At 69.7% G+C, this 18468-nt stretch carries 21 protein-coding genes; 12 read left to right on the top strand and 9 right to left on the bottom strand.

The genetic code is table 11. The annotated features are described in order from the left end of the window. Positions 1–3: 3 nt before the first annotated feature. The gene (locus tag ACFYY1_RS00645; RefSeq protein WP_388578929.1) at positions 4–663 is read right to left on the bottom strand and encodes an ATP-binding protein; all 660 of its coding nucleotides are present in this window, start codon (positions 661–663) and stop codon (positions 4–6) included. A 203-nt stretch (positions 664–866) separates the two neighbouring features. Between ACFYY1_RS00645 and ACFYY1_RS00640 the strand changes: the two genes are divergently transcribed. After that, positions 867–1715, top strand: coding sequence for a helix-turn-helix domain-containing protein (locus ACFYY1_RS00640; protein ID WP_388578927.1), 849 nt, complete (start codon positions 867–869; stop codon positions 1713–1715). Beyond that, the gene (locus tag ACFYY1_RS00635; RefSeq protein WP_388578924.1) at positions 1712–1894 is read left to right on the top strand and encodes a DUF397 domain-containing protein; all 183 of its coding nucleotides are present in this window, start codon (positions 1712–1714) and stop codon (positions 1892–1894) included. Before ACFYY1_RS00640 ends, ACFYY1_RS00635 begins: the two co-directional genes overlap by 4 nt. Positions 1895–2255: 361 nt before the next feature. Here ACFYY1_RS00635 and ACFYY1_RS00630 read toward each other — a convergent pair whose 3' ends face one another. From ACFYY1_RS00630 to ACFYY1_RS00620, 3 genes are all read right to left on the bottom strand, one after another. Next, entirely contained in the window at positions 2256–2771 is a 516-nt protein-coding gene (locus tag ACFYY1_RS00630; RefSeq protein WP_388578922.1) for a hypothetical protein, read from the bottom strand. A gap of 107 nt (positions 2772–2878) precedes the next feature. After that, entirely contained in the window at positions 2879–3913 is a 1035-nt protein-coding gene (locus ACFYY1_RS00625; RefSeq protein WP_388578919.1) for a helix-turn-helix domain-containing protein, read from the bottom strand. Between the two features lie 255 nt (positions 3914–4168). Then, entirely contained in the window at positions 4169–4927 is a 759-nt protein-coding gene (locus tag ACFYY1_RS00620) for an LPXTG cell wall anchor domain-containing protein (RefSeq protein ID WP_388578916.1), read from the bottom strand. Positions 4928–5169: 242 nt separating this feature from the next. On the opposite strand from ACFYY1_RS00620, the gene ACFYY1_RS00615 reads away from it, so the two are divergent. The 6 genes from ACFYY1_RS00615 (at position 5170) to ACFYY1_RS00590 (ending at position 11464) form a co-directional block, all read left to right on the top strand. Next, complete coding sequence (locus tag ACFYY1_RS00615; protein ID WP_388578913.1) at positions 5170–5481, top strand: ArsR/SmtB family transcription factor; 312 nt, start codon at positions 5170–5172, stop codon at positions 5479–5481. Positions 5482–5689: 208 nt separating this feature from the next. Next, positions 5690–7243 (top strand): DUF4157 domain-containing protein, encoded by a 1554-nt coding sequence (locus ACFYY1_RS00610; protein ID WP_388578912.1) that lies wholly within the window; start codon positions 5690–5692, stop codon positions 7241–7243. A gap of 207 nt (positions 7244–7450) precedes the next feature. Beyond that, positions 7451–8746 (top strand): MFS transporter, encoded by a 1296-nt coding sequence (locus ACFYY1_RS00605; RefSeq protein WP_388578909.1) that lies wholly within the window; start codon positions 7451–7453, stop codon positions 8744–8746. A 101-nt stretch (positions 8747–8847) separates the two neighbouring features. Beyond that, the gene (locus ACFYY1_RS00600) at positions 8848–9630 is read left to right on the top strand and encodes a peptidoglycan DD-metalloendopeptidase family protein (RefSeq protein WP_388578907.1); all 783 of its coding nucleotides are present in this window, start codon (positions 8848–8850) and stop codon (positions 9628–9630) included. A 276-nt stretch (positions 9631–9906) separates the two neighbouring features. Further along, the gene (locus ACFYY1_RS00595; protein WP_388578904.1) at positions 9907–10827 is read left to right on the top strand and encodes a hypothetical protein; all 921 of its coding nucleotides are present in this window, start codon (positions 9907–9909) and stop codon (positions 10825–10827) included. A gap of 157 nt (positions 10828–10984) precedes the next feature. Further along, complete coding sequence (locus ACFYY1_RS00590; RefSeq protein ID WP_388578901.1) at positions 10985–11464, top strand: GNAT family N-acetyltransferase; 480 nt, start codon at positions 10985–10987, stop codon at positions 11462–11464. Positions 11465–11561: 97 nt separating this feature from the next. Here the strand turns inward: ACFYY1_RS00590 and cpt are convergent, their stop codons facing one another. After that, positions 11562–12095, bottom strand: coding sequence for a chloramphenicol phosphotransferase CPT (gene cpt / locus ACFYY1_RS00585; RefSeq protein ID WP_388578898.1), 534 nt, complete (start codon positions 12093–12095; stop codon positions 11562–11564). Between the two features lie 288 nt (positions 12096–12383). Here cpt and ACFYY1_RS00580 point away from each other — a divergent pair, with 288 nt between their 5' ends. Both ACFYY1_RS00580 and ACFYY1_RS00575 read left to right on the top strand, forming a co-directional pair. Then, positions 12384–12731 carry a hypothetical protein gene (locus ACFYY1_RS00580; protein ID WP_388578896.1) on the top strand — a complete coding sequence of 116 codons (348 nt, stop codon included), beginning with the start codon at positions 12384–12386 and terminating at the stop codon, positions 12729–12731. A 137-nt stretch (positions 12732–12868) separates the two neighbouring features. Beyond that, positions 12869–13423 (top strand): NADPH-dependent FMN reductase, encoded by a 555-nt coding sequence (locus tag ACFYY1_RS00575; protein WP_388578894.1) that lies wholly within the window; start codon positions 12869–12871, stop codon positions 13421–13423. Positions 13424–13485: 62 nt separating this feature from the next. Here ACFYY1_RS00575 and ACFYY1_RS00570 read toward each other — a convergent pair whose 3' ends face one another. After that, a complete protein-coding gene (locus ACFYY1_RS00570) occupies positions 13486–14325 on the bottom strand; it encodes an alpha/beta fold hydrolase (protein WP_388578892.1) in 840 nt (279 codons plus the stop codon). A gap of 190 nt (positions 14326–14515) precedes the next feature. On the opposite strand from ACFYY1_RS00570, the gene ACFYY1_RS00565 reads away from it, so the two are divergent. Continuing rightward, on the top strand, positions 14516–15082 hold the full coding sequence (locus tag ACFYY1_RS00565) for a MepB family protein (RefSeq protein ID WP_388578889.1): 567 nt from the start codon (positions 14516–14518) through the stop codon (positions 15080–15082). 13 nt (positions 15083–15095) lie between these two features. Here ACFYY1_RS00565 and ACFYY1_RS00560 read toward each other — a convergent pair whose 3' ends face one another. From ACFYY1_RS00560 to ACFYY1_RS00550, 3 genes are all read right to left on the bottom strand, one after another. Continuing rightward, positions 15096–15734 (bottom strand): hypothetical protein, encoded by a 639-nt coding sequence (locus ACFYY1_RS00560; protein WP_388578886.1) that lies wholly within the window; start codon positions 15732–15734, stop codon positions 15096–15098. Between the two features lie 74 nt (positions 15735–15808). After that, entirely contained in the window at positions 15809–16420 is a 612-nt protein-coding gene (locus ACFYY1_RS00555; protein WP_388578883.1) for a TetR family transcriptional regulator, read from the bottom strand. Continuing rightward, positions 16417–17919, bottom strand: coding sequence for an MFS transporter (locus tag ACFYY1_RS00550; RefSeq protein ID WP_388578880.1), 1503 nt, complete (start codon positions 17917–17919; stop codon positions 16417–16419). The genes ACFYY1_RS00555 and ACFYY1_RS00550 overlap by 4 nt, the downstream gene beginning before the upstream one ends. 242 nt (positions 17920–18161) lie before the next feature. On the opposite strand from ACFYY1_RS00550, the gene ACFYY1_RS00545 reads away from it, so the two are divergent. After that, the gene (locus ACFYY1_RS00545) at positions 18162–18464 is read left to right on the top strand and encodes a hypothetical protein (protein ID WP_266732658.1); all 303 of its coding nucleotides are present in this window, start codon (positions 18162–18164) and stop codon (positions 18462–18464) included. Positions 18465–18468: the final 4 nt, after the last annotated feature.

The raw sequence follows: 18468 nt of genomic DNA, 5'->3' as shown, positions 1-18468 counted from the left end.
CGGTCATCCGGCCGCTCCGAGTTCGGCCTCGAAGTGCGTCTGAGCGCGGTCCAGTGCCTCGTCGGGATCGTGGCCGTGCGCGCGCAGCCAGTGGAGGAGGTCGGCGATCAGACCGATCGCCGCCTCCTCGTGGACTGCGACGCCCACTCGCCCCGCCCCAGGATGCTCGCCCTCGCGGCCGCCCGCGTAGAGCGTCAGGCACGCCTCGCTCTTGGCGACCCTCGGATCATCGATGTGGCCGGCGGGCGAGATCAGGGGCGTGGCCAGGTCGCACCAGACGAGCTTGGACTCCGCGCCGGGAATCACGCCCCACCGTTCCGACACGGCATCCAGCATCGCCAGGCCACGCCCCGACTCGTCGTCCGGACCGGCGGACAGAAGAGCGGGAAGGGCGCGGGTTCCGGGATCGCGGAGCGCCACCCGCAGACGCGTGCCGTTCATCCCGACCACGAGCGTGCTCGGCGTCCCCGCACCGACATGCCTGATCACATTCGCCGCCAGCTCGCTCACACAGATCTCGGCGGCGTCGGCCACATCCGACAGACCCCACAGCCGCAGGTGCAACCGCACGGCGCGCCTCAGGGCGGCAACCTCCTCGGGCTCCGCCAGAAAGGGCAGCTCCCAGGACTTCCGCGTCATGCAGCCGTCGTTTCCGTTCGCCATGAGCACACACCTCTCACCACTCCGGAGCCATCGCACACCTCACCTTCCGTGAGGCGCCGTGACCCACAGTTGCGCAGAGTCAGAGAATGCCGACCTCACATCCCGATATGCAATGTGCACTGCGGGATTCCCTCCTTAGGGTGATTGGCGATCGCTGCCACTTCCGGTGGGATGTAACTCCCGCTACTGGAAGGGGTATCGAAGTGGCCGGTTCACCCACTGCTCGTCGTCGACGTCTGGCGATCGAGCTGAAGAAGCTGCGCGAGGAGAGTGGCCTGACCTGCAACCAGGTCGGCATGGAACTCGACTGGAGCGGCTCCAAGGTCAACAGGTTGGAGACGGGCCAAGGGCGCGTTCAACCCTCGGACGTGGATGCTCTCTGTCGCTTCTACGGAACGGGCGACGCGCTGCGCGAGCTACTGAAGTCCCTGGCCAAGGAATCGAAGACCAAGGGCTGGTGGCACGCCCACGGCGACGCGGTTCCGTCGTGGTTCTCGGTGTATGTGGGCCTGGAGCAGGCCGCCTCCGATCTCCGCAGCTACCAGGGGGAGTTCGTCCCCGGCCTGCTCCAGACCGCGGAGTACGCAACCGAGCTGAGCCGCGCCTCGGCCGACCTGTCGGACGACGAGATCCAGCGCCTGGTCGACGTACGCATGCGTCGGCAGCAGCTTCTGACCACCGAACCCCCTCCGGACCTCTGGGCAGTGATCCACGAGAGCGCCCTCAGACATGTCGTGGGAGATCGATCCGTCATGGCTGGGCAGCTCGGACGGATCCTGGAGATCGCGAGGCTCAGGAACGTGACCGTGCAGGTCCTGCCGTACGACGCCGGGGCCTATCCCGTCACCGGCCCGTTCACAGTCCTCGGCTTTCCGGAACAGGAAGATCCGGACGTCGTGTACCGGGAAGGCCTGACCGACTCGGTCTACCTCGAAGGCGCCGTGGATGTCAGCCTGTACGTGAAGGCGTTCGACCATCTCAGGGCACTGGCCCTCAGCCCCGAGCGTTCGAGCTCGCTGATTCGCAGAACACTGAAGGAGCACTCTCCGTGAACCAACCTGCCATCACCCCGAAGTGGCGGAAGAGCAGTTACAGCAACGGCACGGGCGGTGAGTGTGTCGAGACCGCCGACCTGCAATCGACGGTCAGCGTAAGGGATTCCAAGCAGCCCCACAGGCCCCACATATCCGTACGTCACAGCACATGGACGCGGTTCGTCGCTTCTCTGTGAATTCCGCCTCGGAGCGCCGGAGAACGTTGTCCGGAGACGAGTTGCCAACGTCGCGAGCGTGCGCGTGACTTGAATCCGCTCAGGCGGGCCTGCAGTTGCTCGTACACCTCAGGATAGTCGGTGGTGACGACGCACAGCCGCAGGTCTTCGAGGGATGCGGTCTGCCGGCCATTCTCCAACTCGCCGACCTCGAACTGCGCCCACCCCGGGCACTCAGTCAGTTCTGCACCGGTGAGCCGCCCGAGCCTGTTGGTAGTCCGTACTCACCGTTCAGCGCGTGCCTTTGGTCGAGCCGGTTGGCACCGGGCGTGAACATTTCGTGCGGGACTGCATGCTGCCCGCTGCGTTGCCGCCGAACGGTTCATTGCTCGTCGTCGATGCCTTGGACATCGGCGGGCTGTGTTCCGTTGAAGGTCACGAGGATTCCGTGGGGGTCTGCCAGTCGGAGCCGGCTCTCGGTGAAGCGGATTGCCCAGGTCTGGTCGGGCCACACCGTTGCTTCGGGAGCTCCCAGTGGCAGCTCTGGGAGGTCCAGCCAGCTCAGTTCCTCTGTTGTGAGTTCGAAGTGTCGTTCCCGGAAACGGGTGCGGCAGTACTCCAGGGCCTGGTTGACGAAGACGTCGAAGCGGCTCACGACGTCGCGAGCGAGTTGGAGGGTGGCCTCGTCCGGCGGGGCGGCCGGCTCGATCAGCAGGCTTGTCGCGACTGGGGCCGCGCCTGCCGGATCCAGCAAGTAGCCGGTCCAGCAGGCCAGCGACGGAGGGCTCTCCACTCGGCTCAGTGCGAGCCCTGCGACATGCAGGACTGCGGGTAGCTCCGCGTCGGCACCGGACTCTTCAACGTCCGAGCCGCTCGATGGTGCGCCGTAGTCGGACATGTGCTCAGCATAGGCCGAGCCCGGTCATGGCTATGGCTCGCAGCTGAGGCGCTGGTGATCCGCGTGGGCGCTCCTGCCCCTGCCCGTCCGGGGAGGCACACCAGGCATCAGGCTTCGCCCGGCAGGGCCGTCGGTGTTGCGTTGATGCGTGCGAAGCGTTCTCGCCATGGGAGATGGTCGGGCTCCGGTGAGGGGGCTTCGGAGTACATGGCGTTCGCTGCGGCCAGGCGGCACGGGGTGCATTCCGTCTCGTCCAGCAGGGGGCGGAAGGTGTGTTTCTCGCCCGGGGCCTGGCATTCGATGAGCTCGCGGGGGCGGGCGGGTTCGTAGGACTGGATGGGTGTGCGGGGCTCGGGGAGTTTTTGGGCGAGGCGGTAGCGGAGGAAGCCGACTGCCGAGCGCACGCCTTCTGCCGGGCGTTCGGCGAGCAGGGCGTGGCGCAGGTCGGATTCGCTCAGGCCGCGCTCCAGCCACTTGACCGCCTCGACGGCCAGCTTCGCGGCCTCGCGTACGCCCAGGTGCAGTTCGCGGCGGGAGTGGCGCAGGGAGAGCAGGACCCGTTCGGCGCGAGCTAGTTGGGCTGCTTCGGTCGTGGAGGCCGGGCGCTTCGGGTCGGAGAGTGTGGAGGGCGCGGAGAGCGCGGGGGCTTCGGAGGGCTTGGGGAGTTCGGAGGGCTTGGAGGGTGGGTGGGGAGTGGTTTTATCACTGTGGTCTTCTACCGGTTCATAGCCACCGGCCGTCCGGGGAGCCGGTGCACCGACCGCCGGAGAGTGCGTACTCGGTGGCCGGGGGGCGGGTAGCGGGAGTGGTGGGGTGCCGTTGCGTAAGCGGACCGCCTGGTCGGGCGCCAGGGGGTTGTTCGCCACCAGTTGCTCGGTGATCCAGCGGCCGCCGTCGCTCTGGCTGCGCCACTCGTGTACGTAGCCGTTCTCGACCAGCTGCTGCTTCGCCTTCTGGTACGCGCGGCCCTTGATGCCCATCTTCTGGGCCAGTTCGCTCAAGGGCCTGAAGGTGGTGTTGTCGGGGAGGCTCTGCACGTACAGGAGCAGGAGCTTCGCGTCGCTGTTCAGGCGCGGGTGGCGGATGACATCGTTCGATGCCTTCGTATAGCGCGCGGACGGCGCGATAGCATGACGCAGCATTTCCGGTGGCCTTTCTGGAGTCCACTGGTGGTGTAGGCCCTCGGGAATGGTGTTGGCGCACCGCCGGGGGCCGCTCCGTGTGCGGGTGAGCACACGGAGTGTGATGACTTCGTCACCGTACAGCACTTTCTTCATCTCCCGCCACGGGTACGGGACTTCGCTCCGGCCCATGTCATGGAGCTCCTCGCACGTGCCGCTGCCCCCGCACTCGTCGCGGAGTGCGGGGGCAGCGGGGTGGGCGGGCAGCGGTGTGGATCAGTGCTGCTGCTGGGCCTTACGGCGGCGGATCGCCAGGAAGGCGCCTGCCGCTACGAGTGCGGCGGCGGCTGCGGACAGCAGGCCGACCGGTGCTCCCGTGCCGGTCTCGGCGAGGTTGCCTTCGTCGTGCGCGGACGGCGACGACGACGCGGCAGTCGGGGCAGCCGAAGCCGGCGGGGTGGAGCCGGTGCCCGCGGGGGTGGACGAGGTGGGTGCCTCGGTCGGCTGTGCCGAGCCGGACGGGGAAGAGGGCGAGGAGGACGGCTTGGCGGGGGTCGACTCGGAGGCGGAGGGCGTCGGCTTGCCGCCGCCCGGCTTGCCGCCACCGGGCTCCTCGCCGCCGGGCTTCTCGCCGCAGTCGGTCCAGAAGACCTTGTGCTTGGCCCGGCCGTGTTCGCCGTCGAAGTTCCAGAACAGCTTGTAGTGGCCGTCGGGCAGGGACTGGTCCGGCGTACGGCCATGGCCCTCGGCGTCGAGCGTCAGCGAACCGGACTTCACGGTTTCGCCCTTGACGTGGGCGGTCGGGGCCCACGCCTCGATGCGCCAGTCGACCTTCTGGCTGCTGTCGAAGCCGAAGGCGTCGAGGTAGAAGGTGCACACGTGCGGCTCGTTCTTGCGGAGCTCTTCGCCGGTCTTGGCATCGTGAATCTTCACGGTGCCGTTGTCTCCGGGAGCAGTGGCATGGGCGGCAGGGGCGAGCAGTATCGCCGCTGCGACGGCAGCTGTGAGCGTGCCTGCGGAAGCAAGTGTGCGCATAGTTATCCAACGGTGAGAGATGGGCTTCCGTGGGGGGCGCTTCAGCCTCCTGCGACCTCATGAGTCCGTCAAGGCACATCGATACACCTATGTCGGCTAACGCATCATTCGCCCCACTGTTCTCACATAACGATTGAGGAGGGAGGGGTCGAGACATCCAGTCGGCTGTGTGATTTGACTTGGCTCTATGTATCTAGAAAGCTAGATGCATATCGTGGACAGGGCCGTGGAGAGGTGGAGTGATGGAACCGTTGGCCGTGCACAAAGCGCTCGCCAATCCCGCGCGCCTGCAGTTCATGGAGTGGCTGAGGGAGCCGGAGAAGTACTTCGACGAGGACTCCTACCGGCAGCAGGGGCTCGGCTTCCACATCGGGGTGTGCGTCGGTGACATCCAGAAACGGGCCGGGCTGGCGCAGTCGGTGGTCTCCGGGTACCTCCAGACCCTGAAGGACGCGGGGCTGCTCGTCTCGGAGCGCATCGGCAAGTGGACGTACTACCGGCGCAACGAACCGGTGATCGCCGAGTTCGCCGCGTACGTGCGCGACGAGTTGTAGGTTGCCCGACCCGCCGCGCGTGCAGCGAGAGGGCACGAAGAGTGCCCCGGGGTCTTCCCTCCCGGGTCTCTCGCCGTGACCGGGCGGGCTGACATTCTGGGCGGGGCGGTGTTGTGTCGTGTTCGTGCCATGTCTCTGCTTCTGCCTCCGTTCCTGCTTCCGCCCCTGCCCGTAACGCTGTCGACGAGTACCGCCGGAAGGAGCAAGCTTGCGAGCCCGTGTCTCGGCCTCGGACCTTGAGCGCCGGAAGAGCCAGAAGAGCGAGAGCCGGAAGTCCGAGGCGGCGGAGTCGGCGCATGTCGACGGTGCGGGAGTTCCTGCGCTGTCGCCGCTGCAGCGAACCGTCGGCAACGCGGTCGTCCTGCGCATGCTTCAGGAGGAGAAGGAACAGGGGCAGGGTGGCGAGGCGTCCGTTCAGCGTTCCTCGGTCCACGACGTCCTGCGGAGGCCCGGCAGGCCCCTGGACGGGCCGGTGCGGCGGGAGATGGAGAGCCGGCTCGGCGCCGACTTCGGCGACGTACGTGTGCACACCGACAGCGCCGCCCGCTCATCCGCCGCGGAGGTGGGCGCCCACGCGTACACCTCCGGCAGTCACATCGTGCTCGGGGACGGCGGCGGCGACCGGCACACCCTGGCCCATGAGCTGACGCACGTGATTCAGCAGCGCCAGGGGCCGGTCGCGGGTACCGACAACGGGGCCGGGCTCCGGATCTCCGACCCCGGTGACCGCTTCGAACGCGAGGCCGAGGCCAACGCCACCCGCGCACTCGCGGGGCCGGTGCCGTCCGTCGAGCACGCTTCGGAACAGCCGGCGGGCAGGGCGCACGTCGGCGGTGAAACCGAGTTGCAGCGTCGCATCGTGAAGATCAAGAAGGGCACCCCGGGCACAGCCGAAACGGCCCTGTTCGAGGGCTTCTTCCAGGCCGTCGACAGGGCGGTGGAGTGGGCCTACAACTACGTGACCACCGCCCCGCAACTGGGCCCGCTCAGTGACTACGACGGCTACACGAAGCGTTGGGTCGAGGTCTGGCAGGACTTCCATGCCAACGGCCGGAGTGGCGGCATCTCCAAGGAGTTCGGTTACGCGATCGAATCCGTCGCCCAGGCCCGCCTGGAAGGCGCCGGACGGCCCACGCTCCCCGCGGGGACGTACTTCGCCACGCAGGTGACGTTCGGCTCCACCCGGCCGGACTACGTTCTGTACTCGCAGGGGAATCCCATCGGGGCCGTGGACATCACCGCCACCGCCAGCGAGGGCCACGTCCTGAACAAAACCAGCTGGGACGCCCTGTTCCCGCAGTTCGGCGAGTCCGTCTACCTGTCGCTCGACCCCACCGTCATCGCCGGGATGAAACTGGCCAACGCCAATGCCGCGCCCCTCACACAGCAGCAGGCCGACCAGCTGAAGCAGCAGGCCGCGGCGAACCGCGCCATGTGGGAGGGGAACTGGCAGCAGATGGGCGTCTCCTTCAAGGAGGACATGCAGCGCGCGGGCATCGTGAACGCCGCGGGCCGGGTGAAGGGCGGCGGCGATGCGGTCGTCCGCGAGGAGCAGCGTCGCAACGCCGTCTTCGCCTGGATGAGGGAGAAGCTGGGCGTCGACGCCGCCACCGCGCAGAGCAATGCCACGGTCATGCTGCTCAAGTTCAACCCGAGTTGGCCCGACTCGTTCTCCTGCAACTACTCCACGGGAAGCGTGTCCCGCGGCGAGGCTTTCCTGACCTCGGTGTTCCCTAAGTGGCAACAAAGCCAAGGGAATTGACAGCGCACCGACCGACCACCCACTGATCAGGGCCTCCGCCTCGGCCCCTGTGTCGCGTCAGGCGTTCATCGATATATGACGCTCGGCCGAGGGGCGGCCCGGCCGGGCATCCCATCCCTGCGATGCAATCCATCCCTGCGATGCGATATGTCCCCATGATGCAATGCATCTACTTTTCTAGATTCATGAAAGGTTCGGATCCTTCCGATGAGAAAGACCTCCCTCACCGTCCTCGTACTCGCCCTCGGCGTGTTCGGGATCATCACCACCGAGATGGGCATAGTCGGTGTGCTCCCCCAGGTGTCGGCCGAACTCGGCGTCACACCATCTACCGCCGGGTGGCTCGTCGGGGTGTTCGCCCTGGTCATCGCGGTGTCCGGGCCGTTCACCACGCTGCTCGCCTCCGGCATCGACCGCAAGAAGGTGCTCGCCGCCGCGATCGCGGTGTTCGCCGTCTCCAACGCCGTCTACGCGCTCACCACTCAGTACGAGGTGATGCTCGCCTTCCGCATCGTCCCCGCCCTGTTCCATCCCGTGTTCTTCGCGGTCGCGCTCGCCACCGCCGCCCGGCTGGTACCGGCGAAGGACGCGACCCGGGCCACGACGACCGTGTTCGCCGGTGTCACCGTCGGCTTCGCGTTCGGCGTGCCGTTGACTTCGTACCTCGCCGAGCACCTGTCCCTGGCGTCGGCCTTCTGGTTCGGGGCGCTCGTCAACCTGATCGCCTTCCTGGGCATCCTGCGGTTCGTTCCGCCGATGCCGGTCGGGCGAGGACAACGCGTCTCCTACGGCGCCCAGCTGAGCGTCCTCAAGCGGCCCCGGATGTGGCTGACCATCGCGTCGGTCGTCCTCGTCTTCGCGGCGATGTTCTCGGTGTACGGCTACTTCGCCGAGTACCTGGGTCAGGTCACGCACATGGACGGTACGTGGGTCAGCGCCATGCTGATGGCGTTCGGCATCGTGATGATCCTCGGGAACTTCGCCTTCGGCAGCCTGCTGCGTCGCGGTCTCGTCCGCACCGTCGTCGCGTACCCGGTGCTGTGCCTGCTGGTCTACGTCCTCCTGTACGCCGCCGGGCCGCTGTTCGCCGCGATGGTTCCGGCGGTCCTGATCTGGGGTGCGGTGCATTCGGGCGGGCTCATCGTGAGCCAGAGCTGGCTCGGGCGCGACGCGAGCGATGCGCCCGAGTTCGGCAACAGCCTCTTCATCTCGTTCTCCAACCTCGGCATCACCGTCGGGACCGCGGTCGGCGGCTGGGTGCTGGCCGAGCACGGGGCGCGGCAACTCCCCTGGGCGGGGGCCGGGTTCGCGATCGCCGCGCTGGTCGTCATGGCCTTGCGACTGAGGCTGGGGCGGGGTCGGGAGCGGGGCGCGGCGAAGAGCGGCGGGTGGCCGAGGCCGGCCCGTCGGAGCTCGCGAGCGCCGGGGAGGGGCCGGCCTGAGCGGATCGGCCGGCGAGGGCCGTCAGCCGTCAGTCACCAGCCGCCAGCCGTTAGCCGATAGCCGTTAGCTGACAGCTGACAGCTGTCACAGCATTGCCGAACATGCCGCGAGCATGACAAGCTCCCGTTCCGCCCTCTCCCCCCACACACACGGAGGCGACGATGCGTCGAAGCATCCGGGCCGGACTTGCCCTCCTCTTCGCGGGACTCGCGGTCATGGTTCCCGCGGCGTCGGCACATGCCGATGCCGTGGTGACGGTGAGCGTTCCCAGCGGACTTCCGCTCCAGATACGATCCGCACCCAGCCTGGGCGCACAGGTGCTCGGCAGTCTCGCCAACGGCAGCAGAGTGACCATTCGCTGCTACGGCCGGGGCGACACCGTGGACGGCATCGGCGGTGCCACCAACATCTGGAACAAGCTCCCCAGCGGCGGCTGGGTCAGCGACGGCTTCCTGGAGACCGGGTCGAACGCTCCGGTGGTGCCCCCCTGCTCCGGCGGAGCCCCGTTCAAGCTGCCGTTCCGGGCCGGCAGCGCGTACACCGTGACCCAGACCCCGGGTGAGGGCTACTCGCACAACGACGACTACAACCGCCACGCGGTCGACTTCGCCACACCCACCGGTACGCCGATCGTCGCCTCGGCGGGCGGCACCATCCACTTCGAGGGCTGGAACGGCGCAGGGGGCATCATGGCCCTGGTCAACCACGGCAACAACCGGTGCACCCAGTACGCCCACCTGAGTTCGACGATCATCGACGTCGGGGACTCGGTGGCCCAGGGACAACAGATCGGCACCTCCGGTGCCACCGGCAACGTGACCGGGCCTCATCTGCACTGGAACGTCGTGAACTGCGACAGTCAGCTCAGCCGGGAGATCCCCAACACCGTGGAGACCGGAACCAGTTATCCCACCGGCTCCCGACCGGTGAGCCGGAACGGCTGACCGGACCACCCCACGCACACCACACGTCGTCCCCCGAACTCCCCCTGGGAGTCGGGGGACGAAAGTGCTTCCGGGCCCGGCGGTGGGTGCCGCCAAACGAGTGCCTCCTACGCCATCTCCTGGGCGCCGGGCCAGGACTTTCGGGAGACTGACGGCCAGTGCGGTGGTGCTCCTCGAACAGTTCGTATCGAGAGGCGATTTCCGGCCACAACACAACACCCCTTACCCTGCGATACATCGGTCACCAACGGTCGGCCGGGACAGAAGGGCGACACCATGACCTCCGAGGCCAGCACACTGGTCACCATCGATGCCACAACTACCCTGCTGGAGGCGGAACTTCCGCGTCTGGAGCAGCACCAGCAGAGTCTGGAGAAGGAACTCGCGACCGTCACCGAACGCCTGGAGTCGGTGCGTACCGCGCTGACCGCGCTGCGCGCCCTGTCGGGCACCCCCGTCACCGCCCCCGCGCCCACCGCGGGCGCCGACGCGGCCGAGGACATCAAGGCCGCTGACAGCGCGACCGCCGAAGCCGCAGAGGCCGCCGACACCGGTGCCGACGCCGGGACCGCGAGCATTCCCGCTGCCCGGATTCCGCAGCAGGCGCAGGATTCCGTGGACTCCGTCGTCCAGGCGGAAGCCCCGCAGGAGCAGGCGGCGGCCACCCCCGCGCGCCGCACCGCCCGCAAGGCGCCCGCCGCGCCCAAGGGCCGCAAGCAGGCCGCCGCCAAGCCGAGGGCTCAGCGCGGCCAGGCCAAGAAGGCCGCCGCCAAGCCGGTCGAGGAGGTCAAGGACGCCAAGGGCGGCAAGACCGCCGAGGACACGGAGACCGCCGCGCCCGCCAAGGCGACCAAGGCCACCAGGTCGGTCAAGAGCACCAAGTCCGCCGCGCCGGCCAAGGAAGCGAAGGCGACCAAGGCCGCCAAGCCCGCGAAGGCCCGCGCGCCGAAGAAGGCCGCGAGCGCCGCGACCTCCGCACCGGCCGCCGACGACAGCGGCAGCCTGACCGAGCTGACCATGAAGGTGCTCGCCGAGTCCGGCGACACCCCCGTCCGCGCCCGTGACGTGACGAAGGCCCTGGGGCGTGAGCTCACCCCCAACGGCATCAACACCGTTCGCAGCACCCTGGACCGGCTCGTCGCCACCTCCCGGGCCCACCGCGCCGGCCGGGGCCTCTACCAGGCCCCCGCGAACTGACCCTGACCCCAGGGGAGTTCACTGGATGCCCGGTACCGCCACCTCGGCGGTACCGGGCATCCCGGCGTTGTGAACCGCGAGGCGGCGGGAACGCGGCGAAGGCATCGGGGCGGTTATTCGTTCGATGCGGCCGGGCGTCGGCCCATAGGTTTCCCGCATGTCTTCATCACTGCGGCTGGAAAAGGTCACGGCGGACAACGTCGAGGCCGCCTGCCAACTGAAAGTACGGCCGGACCAGGACGGACTCGTGAAGCCGGTCGCCTGGTCGCTGGCTCAGGCCTACGCGACCCCCGACATCGCCTGGCCCCGGTTGATCTTCGACGGCGAGCAGCTCGTCGGCTTCGTCATGGCCTTCTTCGACGTCCGGTTCTACCCGGACGATCCGAACGACACCAGGCTGCGCTCCGGACTCTGGCGGCTGAACATCGCCGCCGACCACCAGGGCCGGGGGTACGGGCGTTTCGCCGTGGAAGCGGTGTGCGAGGAGATCCGGCGGCGCGGGCAGACACGAGCGACCGCGACCTGGGTTCCCGGTGAGCACGGCCCCGAGCAGTTCTACTTCGGGCTCGGGTTCCGGCTGACCGGGGAGAAGGCCGAGGACGAGGTCGTCGGTGAGCTGGAGCTCGGCGACGCGTAGGGCCCGCCGCGCGGCGGCGCCCATCGGGACGGGCGGCGCCGCGAGGTGTGCGGTGCTGTGGCCGGAAACGATCAGTGGGGCGGTGGGGCGAGGCCCGTCACTTGGTGTGAGCTGCGATGATCCGCGCGCACTCCATCGCCCCGCTCCTCGTCGTGTCCACCTCCAGGTCGTAGGTCACGCCCCGGTGGACCACGTCCGCCTGCAAGGCCGCCATGCCGGGTGTGCGGTCGCCCCGCGCGGCCTCACGGGCAGTGGCGACAGCGCTGTCGCACCGGACTCCGACCCAGAGCACCCGGAGTCCACCGAGCGCCTTCTGCCACTGCTGCTGGGATGCCGGGCCTCCGAGGAACACCTCGTCCACGATGATCCCGGCGCCGGACCGGGCCATCGCGGCGATCCCCTCGATCCAGCTCGCCTCCAGCGCGCGGAACTCGGGGCCCACGACCACCTCGCCGTCCGGAGCGAAGTCGATGCCCGCGTCCGACTCGCTCATGGACGCGGGCATCGCCTCGATCAGTGTGTCGACCCCGAAGGTCAGCCACGGGTCCGGCAACACCGTCTGAAGGCACCTCGCAATGCTGGACTTCCCCGAGCTGGAGCCACCGTTGAGCACGATCATCTGTGTCTTCACCGGACCACACTATGACCTGGCAGCGATACGGATTGAGGCCTCGCCACCGAACGGGCTGCTCCGGTCCGGACCGGAGCAGCCCGACGACCGACGGCCGACAACCGACGATGGTCGGCGCAGTGGTCAACACGGTGGGGCGGGCTCATGACCCGCATGGCCGTCGGCAGAACCGATTCAGCAGCTCACGTCCGGGTGACAGAACCTCTCGCTCGACCGTAATCGCAGGTCAGCGGCACAGACTTGGGCCGTCTTCGGCCACTTCTGATCACCGCACAAGGAGCTCCCCCCATGCGTCTTCGTTCCACTGTCGCTGCCGCCTTCGGCGCGCTCGCGCTCATCGTCGCCGTGCCGGCCTCGGCCGACGCTGCCACCGGAGACTTCTCGTACACGTACACCGGTCTCGACGGCTCGGCGCAGATCGGCTTCCTCCTCGACCCGCCGAGCCGGATGTGCATCACGCTTCCCGAGGTCGCCGACCCCAACTCGTCGAACCCCGCCCACACTCCGTGGAACTTCACCGACTCCAGCGCGACGGTCTTCAGCGGTCCCAACTGTGAGGGCGACTACTTCACCCTCCGGCCCAACGGCGGCCACGCCAGCAGCCGGCTGAAGCTCCGCTCGGTCGTCTTCAGCTGATCCCACCGCACCGCGAGCCGCGCCACCCGACCCCCACCCCGGTACGAGCCGCCCCGCGCCCGTGCCGGGGTGGTGTCGTGCACGGGGGCGGGGGCAGGAGCGGGAATGAGAGCCGGGCCCCCGTGAGTTGAGCGAGCATGCCCACTCCACCTGTCATCCTCCTGCTGTCCGGAAGCCTGCGCAGCGGTTCGTCCAACGAGACCGTGCTGCGCACCGCGCAGGCCGTAGCGCCTGCGGGAGTACGGACCCTTCTCTACGGCGGCCTCGCGGCGCTCCCGCACTTCAACCCCGACGACGACGTGGATCCGCTGCCGGCTCCGGTGACGGAGCTGCGCGCGGCGATCGACGACGCGGACGCCGTGCTGGTCTGTACGCCGGAGTACGCGGGAACCCTGCCGGGTACGTTCAAGAACCTGCTGGACTGGACGGTCGGCGGCACCGAGATCTGCGACAAGCCGACCGCCTGGGTCAACGCCGCGGCGCCCGGGCGCGGCCAGGGCGCGGAAGCCACACTGCGTACGGTGCTGGGCTACACCGGTGCGGACATCGTGGAGCCGGCCTGCGTACGGATCTCCGTGGACCGCGACGCGGTCGGACCGGACGGGGTCATCACCGATCCGGGCGCCCGTGAGCAGCTGGGGCAGGTGCTCCGGCTGCTGACGGGGCGGGCCGCGGAGGTCGAACGGGGATAGGCGAGGCGGTCCCGTCCCCCGGTCCCGTCCCCCGGTCCCGTCCCCCGGTCCCCGCCCGTTTGTCAGCTCGTCAGGGTCTTGCGCAGTGCCTCGGCGAAGCCCGTCGGGTCGCCCAGGAAGCCGGCGTGGTCGCCGGGGAACTCGACCGGCCGGGTGCCGAGCAGTTCCGCCAGCACCATGGACGTCCGGTACGTGATCAGCCCCTGCGAGGCCGCGCCGACCCCGACGAGGACCCGGGTCGGTGCGGCCGTCAGCGCGGCGACGTCGGGTACGTAGCGGGCGGTGCCCCGCAGGTCGTGGCCGAAGAAGCGGGCGCCGTTGGCGAGGTCCTGCGCCGTGGGCTCACCGAACGGCCCGGCGGGGGCGCTCTCGCCGCCCTCGGCGCACCCCGCTCCTTCCCCGTCCTCGTCGGCGAATCCGGCGCCGGACATGAACTTCGTCCAGGCCGCGTCCTGGCCCTCCTTGTGGAAGGTCTCGATGATGTCCTCGGTCATCGCGCGAAGTTCGGCCGCGTCGGGAAGGATCTCCATGACGGGCGGCTCGTGCGCGACCAGCGTCCGTACCCGGTCGGGGTGCCGGGCGACGAGTGCCAGCCCGGTCACCGCCCCGCCGCTGCTCCCGAACACATCGGCCGAATCGGCCCCGAGCGCGTCCAGGATCGCCGCCACGTCGTCCGCCCGCCGGTCGGGGAGGGTGTCCTCGTCGGGGTCGTCGAGAGTGCTGCCGGAGATGCCCCTCGGGTCGTGCGTGACGACGGTGTGGTCGCTCGCGAGCGCGTCGGCCAGCGGTGCGAAGGCCTCGGCCTCCATGGGTGATCCCATGACCAGTAGGAGCGGTCCCGTGCCGCGCACCTCGTAGTGCAGGTGCGCGCCGGGTACTCGGAGGGTGTGGGTGGCGGTCATGCCGGTGGTCCTTCCTCGATCGGTGCCCCGCGGTCGCGGTGCCGTTGTGGTGACAGAGGTAGGACCCCGGCCGCTGCGGAAACTCATCGCGGGCCGCCGGCCTGTCCGAGCGGGCGCCCGACCGCCCGTGGCACGGCGGTGGGACAGTCACTGACAGAGCGGTGGGACAGTCACTGACAGAATGGGGTGAATGGCAACACTCCCTGCTCCCCCGCCCGACGCCCGACCGCCCGAGCCCTGGCCGGACGGTGCGTCCCTGCACGCCGAGCTCCTCGCGGCGAAGGCACTCGTCTACGACCCGAGCGGGCTCGTGTGCACGAGGCCGGTGCCCGAGGCGGAGAGCGCCGAGTACGGGGCGCACGAGTTCACCGTGGACGGCTCCGCCGTCCGGTTCCGGGTGGCCCGGACCACCCCGACCAAGGCCGGCCAGTTCGTCACGGTGTGGCAGCGGTCCGCGCACGGTGGGCCGATCCGGCCCTACGACTCCGGGGACCCCGTCGACCTCTTCGTCATCAGCACCCGCGACACCGGTGGCTTCGGACACTTCGTGTTCCCGCGAGCCGTGCTCCGGGAGCGGGACATCGTGTCGTCGGACGGGGTCGGCGGGAAGCGCGCGTTCCGCGTCTACCCGCCGTGGGTGACGACGACCAGTCGCCAGGCCGGCCGTACGCAGAAGTGGCAGGCGGAGTACTTCCTGCCGGTGCCGGACGGCGGGGCCGCCGACCCGGACCGGTGCCGGGCGCTCTACCGGCCGTGACCGTGGACGCCGGTCAGCGGTAGTCCTCCGGGTGGCCCTGCATCCAGGTGTTGACGCGGTCGCGGGTGCCGATCAGTTCGGAACGGTGCTTCTCCAGGTTGTCCGTGGAGGTGTCGCCGTTCAATGCCTTGCGCAGGGCGGCGATCTTGGCGATCGGCTCCTTGAAGTGGCCGGGGCCCTGGGCGTCCGCCTTCATGGCCTTGTCCAGGCGGACCAGTTCGTCGTGGACCCGGCCCAGGAAGTAGGCGCAGTTCGACGATCCCGGTGTGCAGTTGTCTTTCAGCGTGGCCTGGAGGCCCGCGAAGGCGTCACGTACGGCCTCCGGCCTGTTGCGCGCCTCCTCGGCCGCTTCGGCCGCCTCCGCGTTCTCCTTCGCCTCGTCCTCGGCTTCCTTCGCCGCCGCGGCGTCGTCGGCGGCCTTGGACGCGGCTGCGGCGTTCACGGACGGCGCCACATAGGGAACGTCGCCGCCCGGCCCCTGCGAGGTCTCGGCGCCCGAGCAGCCCACCAGGAACGCTCCGAGAACCAACGCCGTGACCACGGCCGTTGCCGCGCCGCGCGCATCGGTACGGATGGATCCGGTGGAACCGGCGGAACGGCTGGAACCGGTGGAGCGGATGGAGCGGATGGAGCGGATGGAACGGACAGACATGAGGCCCCCCTCGTGCGGTGGCCCAGACCATACCTCCCCGCCCGGTTCCACGGCTGGTCCCGCCGAACTGCGGATCAACGGCCGTCGATCAAGGACTGCAGCGCGGGGGCGTACAGGTCCGCGATGTGTTCGGCGGTGGCGTCCGCGCCGGCGCCTTCGCGGTGGAGGCTGAGGGTGGCACCGAGGCCGAGGAGGTGGCCGGCGATCAGTTCGGCGCGCAGGGCGCGTTCGCGGCCGGGCAGGCGGGCGGTCAGGGCGTCGGTGACCTGTTCGTGGAAGCGGTCGCGGAGCAGGGAGCGTTCGTCGCGGTTGCCGAGCGAGAAGACGACGCGCAGCAGTGGGTCGGACTGCAGTTCGCGGCGGCGGTTCACCAGCGTCACGACCATGTGGCGGCCCAGGGCGGCGAGCGGCGCGTCGAAGAGTTCGGCGGCGGCGGGGCCGAAGTCGGCGACGGTGTTGAAGAGCTCTTCCTTGCGGCCGAAGTGCTTGACCACCAGGGACGGGCTCACGCCGGCATCGGCCGCGATCCCCCTGATGGTGACCTCGGCGTACGGGCGCTGCGTGAACGCCCGGCGGGCGGCGCGCAGGATCGCGTCCCGGCCGCTGCCCGGGTCGGCGGCGGGCCGGGCGGAAGAAGGAGCCGAAGACGGGGTCGGGGCCGGTGCGGTGGCCTGGCCGCTGGTCATGCGCCCTCCTGGATCGGCGTCGTCCGCGTACCGCCCTTCCGGTCGGCGGGGACGTCACGGTGCTCTTCGACCGTACCCGTCGCGGGTGTCCGGCCGCCCGGCAGGCACAGGGTGACCAGCAGCGCCGCCAGCGCCGCGCCCGCCGCGATCAGGAAGACCAGCTGGTACGCGTGGAGCGTCGGGGCCGTTCTGCCGCCCACCCGGAACGTGATGTTGGCCAGGACCGCCGCCACCGTCGCGCTGCAGAACGCCTGCCCGATCGACCGCATCAGTGTGTTGAGGCCGTTGGCCGCACCGGTCTCGCTCACCGGGACGCCCCGCATGACCAGCGCGGGAAGTGCCGAGTACGCGATGGCCGTGCCGGAGGCGACGACCGTCGCACCGGCGATGATCAGCCAGAGGTCGTGGCTGGTGAAGTACCGCACCACGTAACCGGTGCCGATCACCCCGGCCGCCAGCGCCAGGCTGACCTTCGGGCCGTACTTCGCCGAGATCCGCGCCGAGACCGGTGAGAGCGCCACCATCATCACGCCGCCCGGCAGCAGGCAGAGGCCACTGACGACGAGCGAGGCGCCCAGCCCGTACCCCGTCTCCTTCGGTTCCTGCACCATCTGCGCGGTGACCAGGGAGTTCGCGTAGAAGGCGAAGCCGATCAGCAGGGCCGCGACGTTGGTGAGCAGGACCGCCGGGCGGGCCGAGACCCGCAGGTCGACCATGGGCGACGCCACCCGGAGCTCGTACGCGCCCCAGATCAGCGCCACGACGACGGCCGCCACCAGCAGGCCGACCGTCCGGGCCGAGGTCCAGCCCCAGCCGGCGCCCTGGGTGACCGCGAGCAGCAGGCAGACCAGGGCCCCGGACAGCCCCAGCGCGCCGAGGGCGTCGAAGCGGCCACGGGTACGGAGCGGGGATTCCGGTACGCACCACAGCACCAGCGCGATGTCGATGACGCCGATCGCACCCGAGACCCAGAACATCGTGTGCCAGTCGAAGTTCTCGACGACGAGGGCGGCGACCGGCAGCCCGATCGCCGCGCCGATGCCGAGCGTCGAGCTCATCAGCGCCACGGCGGACAGCACCCGCTCGGGCGGGAGTTCGTCGCGCAGGATGCTCATGCCCAGCGGCAGGACGGCGAGCGCCGCACCCTGCAGGGCGCGGCCGGTGATCAGTACCCCGATGTGGGAACTGACCGCGCACAGGACCGAGCCCACCACCAGCACCAGGAGCGAGGCGACGAGCACCCGCCGCTTGCCGTACATGTCACCGACCCGGCCCAGGACCGGCGTGAAGACGGCGCCGGTGAGCAGGGTGACGGTGACCAGCCAGCTCGCGGCGGCCGGGGTCGCGCCGGTGAGGGCCGGGATGTGCGGGAGGAGCGGGACGACGATCGTCTGCATCACCGCGACCACGACACCGCAGAACGCCAGCACGGCGACGGCGAAGCGGGGGTGCGGCGCCTCATCGGTGGCGGCGGTCGGGGCGGGTATGTCCGCGGGCATGGCTCTCCGTACGTTGCTCGGCGGCGAGGGCGTCGTGCGGGGCCCGGGAGTGCGAGGGCGCATGTGCGCGACGTGGGGGTGTACACACGTTCACCCCCAGGGTAAACGCTTGTGCACCCCCTCGGCGACCGGAAACCCGGGCGCCGCGTCGGTCTCGAAGAGGTGTCGCGTTAGCCTCGGAGAACCGGGCCACACCCTCCCGGGGCCCGGATCACACGGATGAGAAGGCGAAGGTGGCAGCGATGGCGAAGGTTCCGGCAGCGGCGGTGGCGGCGAGCGGGCTGGTCGGCGGGTACGCCGTCGCGCGGTGGACCAGGAAGCGGCCGCTGGGCGGGGTCGCCCTCGCCGCCGCGGGCACGGTCGCCGCGTACGAGTGGAACCGGCAGGCCGGACCGCGCGCGGCCGCCGGGCTGACCGCGGCGTACGTCGCCGCGTTCGCCGGCTCGCACCCGCTGGCCAAGAAGGTCGGCGCCTGGCCGGCCGTCTTCGCCGTGGCGGGCAGCATGGCCGCCGCGTCGTGGGCGGTCACCCGCCGGGCCGCCTGAAGCA

Source organism: Streptomyces sp. NPDC001890 (assembly GCF_042891445.1).
GTDB lineage: Bacteria > Actinomycetota > Actinomycetes > Streptomycetales > Streptomycetaceae > Streptomyces.
This window is presented reverse-complemented; position numbering and strand designations above follow the sequence as displayed.

Coding starts and splice junctions, on each gene's coding strand:
- ACFYY1_RS00645 (WP_388578929.1), bottom strand. CDS start 663: ATGGCGAACGGAAACGACGGCTGCATGACGCGGAAGTCCTGGGAGCTG.
- ACFYY1_RS00630 (WP_388578922.1), bottom strand. CDS start 2,771: ATGTCCGACTACGGCGCACCATCGAGCGGCTCGGACGTTGAAGAGTCC.
- ACFYY1_RS00625 (WP_388578919.1), bottom strand. CDS start 3,913: ATGCTGCGTCATGCTATCGCGCCGTCCGCGCGCTATACGAAGGCATCG.
- ACFYY1_RS00620 (WP_388578916.1), bottom strand. CDS start 4,927: ATGCGCACACTTGCTTCCGCAGGCACGCTCACAGCTGCCGTCGCAGCG.
- ACFYY1_RS00615 (WP_388578913.1), top strand. CDS start 5,170: ATGGAACCGTTGGCCGTGCACAAAGCGCTCGCCAATCCCGCGCGCCTG.
- ACFYY1_RS00605 (WP_388578909.1), top strand. CDS start 7,451: ATGAGAAAGACCTCCCTCACCGTCCTCGTACTCGCCCTCGGCGTGTTC.
- ACFYY1_RS00600 (WP_388578907.1), top strand. CDS start 8,848: ATGCGTCGAAGCATCCGGGCCGGACTTGCCCTCCTCTTCGCGGGACTC.
- ACFYY1_RS00595 (WP_388578904.1), top strand. CDS start 9,907: ATGACCTCCGAGGCCAGCACACTGGTCACCATCGATGCCACAACTACC.
- ACFYY1_RS00590 (WP_388578901.1), top strand. CDS start 10,985: ATGTCTTCATCACTGCGGCTGGAAAAGGTCACGGCGGACAACGTCGAG.
- ACFYY1_RS00580 (WP_388578896.1), top strand. CDS start 12,384: ATGCGTCTTCGTTCCACTGTCGCTGCCGCCTTCGGCGCGCTCGCGCTC.
- ACFYY1_RS00575 (WP_388578894.1), top strand. CDS start 12,869: ATGCCCACTCCACCTGTCATCCTCCTGCTGTCCGGAAGCCTGCGCAGC.
- ACFYY1_RS00570 (WP_388578892.1), bottom strand. CDS start 14,325: ATGACCGCCACCCACACCCTCCGAGTACCCGGCGCGCACCTGCACTAC.
- ACFYY1_RS00565 (WP_388578889.1), top strand. CDS start 14,516: ATGGCAACACTCCCTGCTCCCCCGCCCGACGCCCGACCGCCCGAGCCC.
- ACFYY1_RS00560 (WP_388578886.1), bottom strand. CDS start 15,734: ATGTCTGTCCGTTCCATCCGCTCCATCCGCTCCATCCGCTCCACCGGT.
- ACFYY1_RS00555 (WP_388578883.1), bottom strand. CDS start 16,420: ATGACCAGCGGCCAGGCCACCGCACCGGCCCCGACCCCGTCTTCGGCT.
- ACFYY1_RS00550 (WP_388578880.1), bottom strand. CDS start 17,919: ATGCCCGCGGACATACCCGCCCCGACCGCCGCCACCGATGAGGCGCCG.
- ACFYY1_RS00545 (WP_266732658.1), top strand. CDS start 18,162: ATGGCGAAGGTTCCGGCAGCGGCGGTGGCGGCGAGCGGGCTGGTCGGC.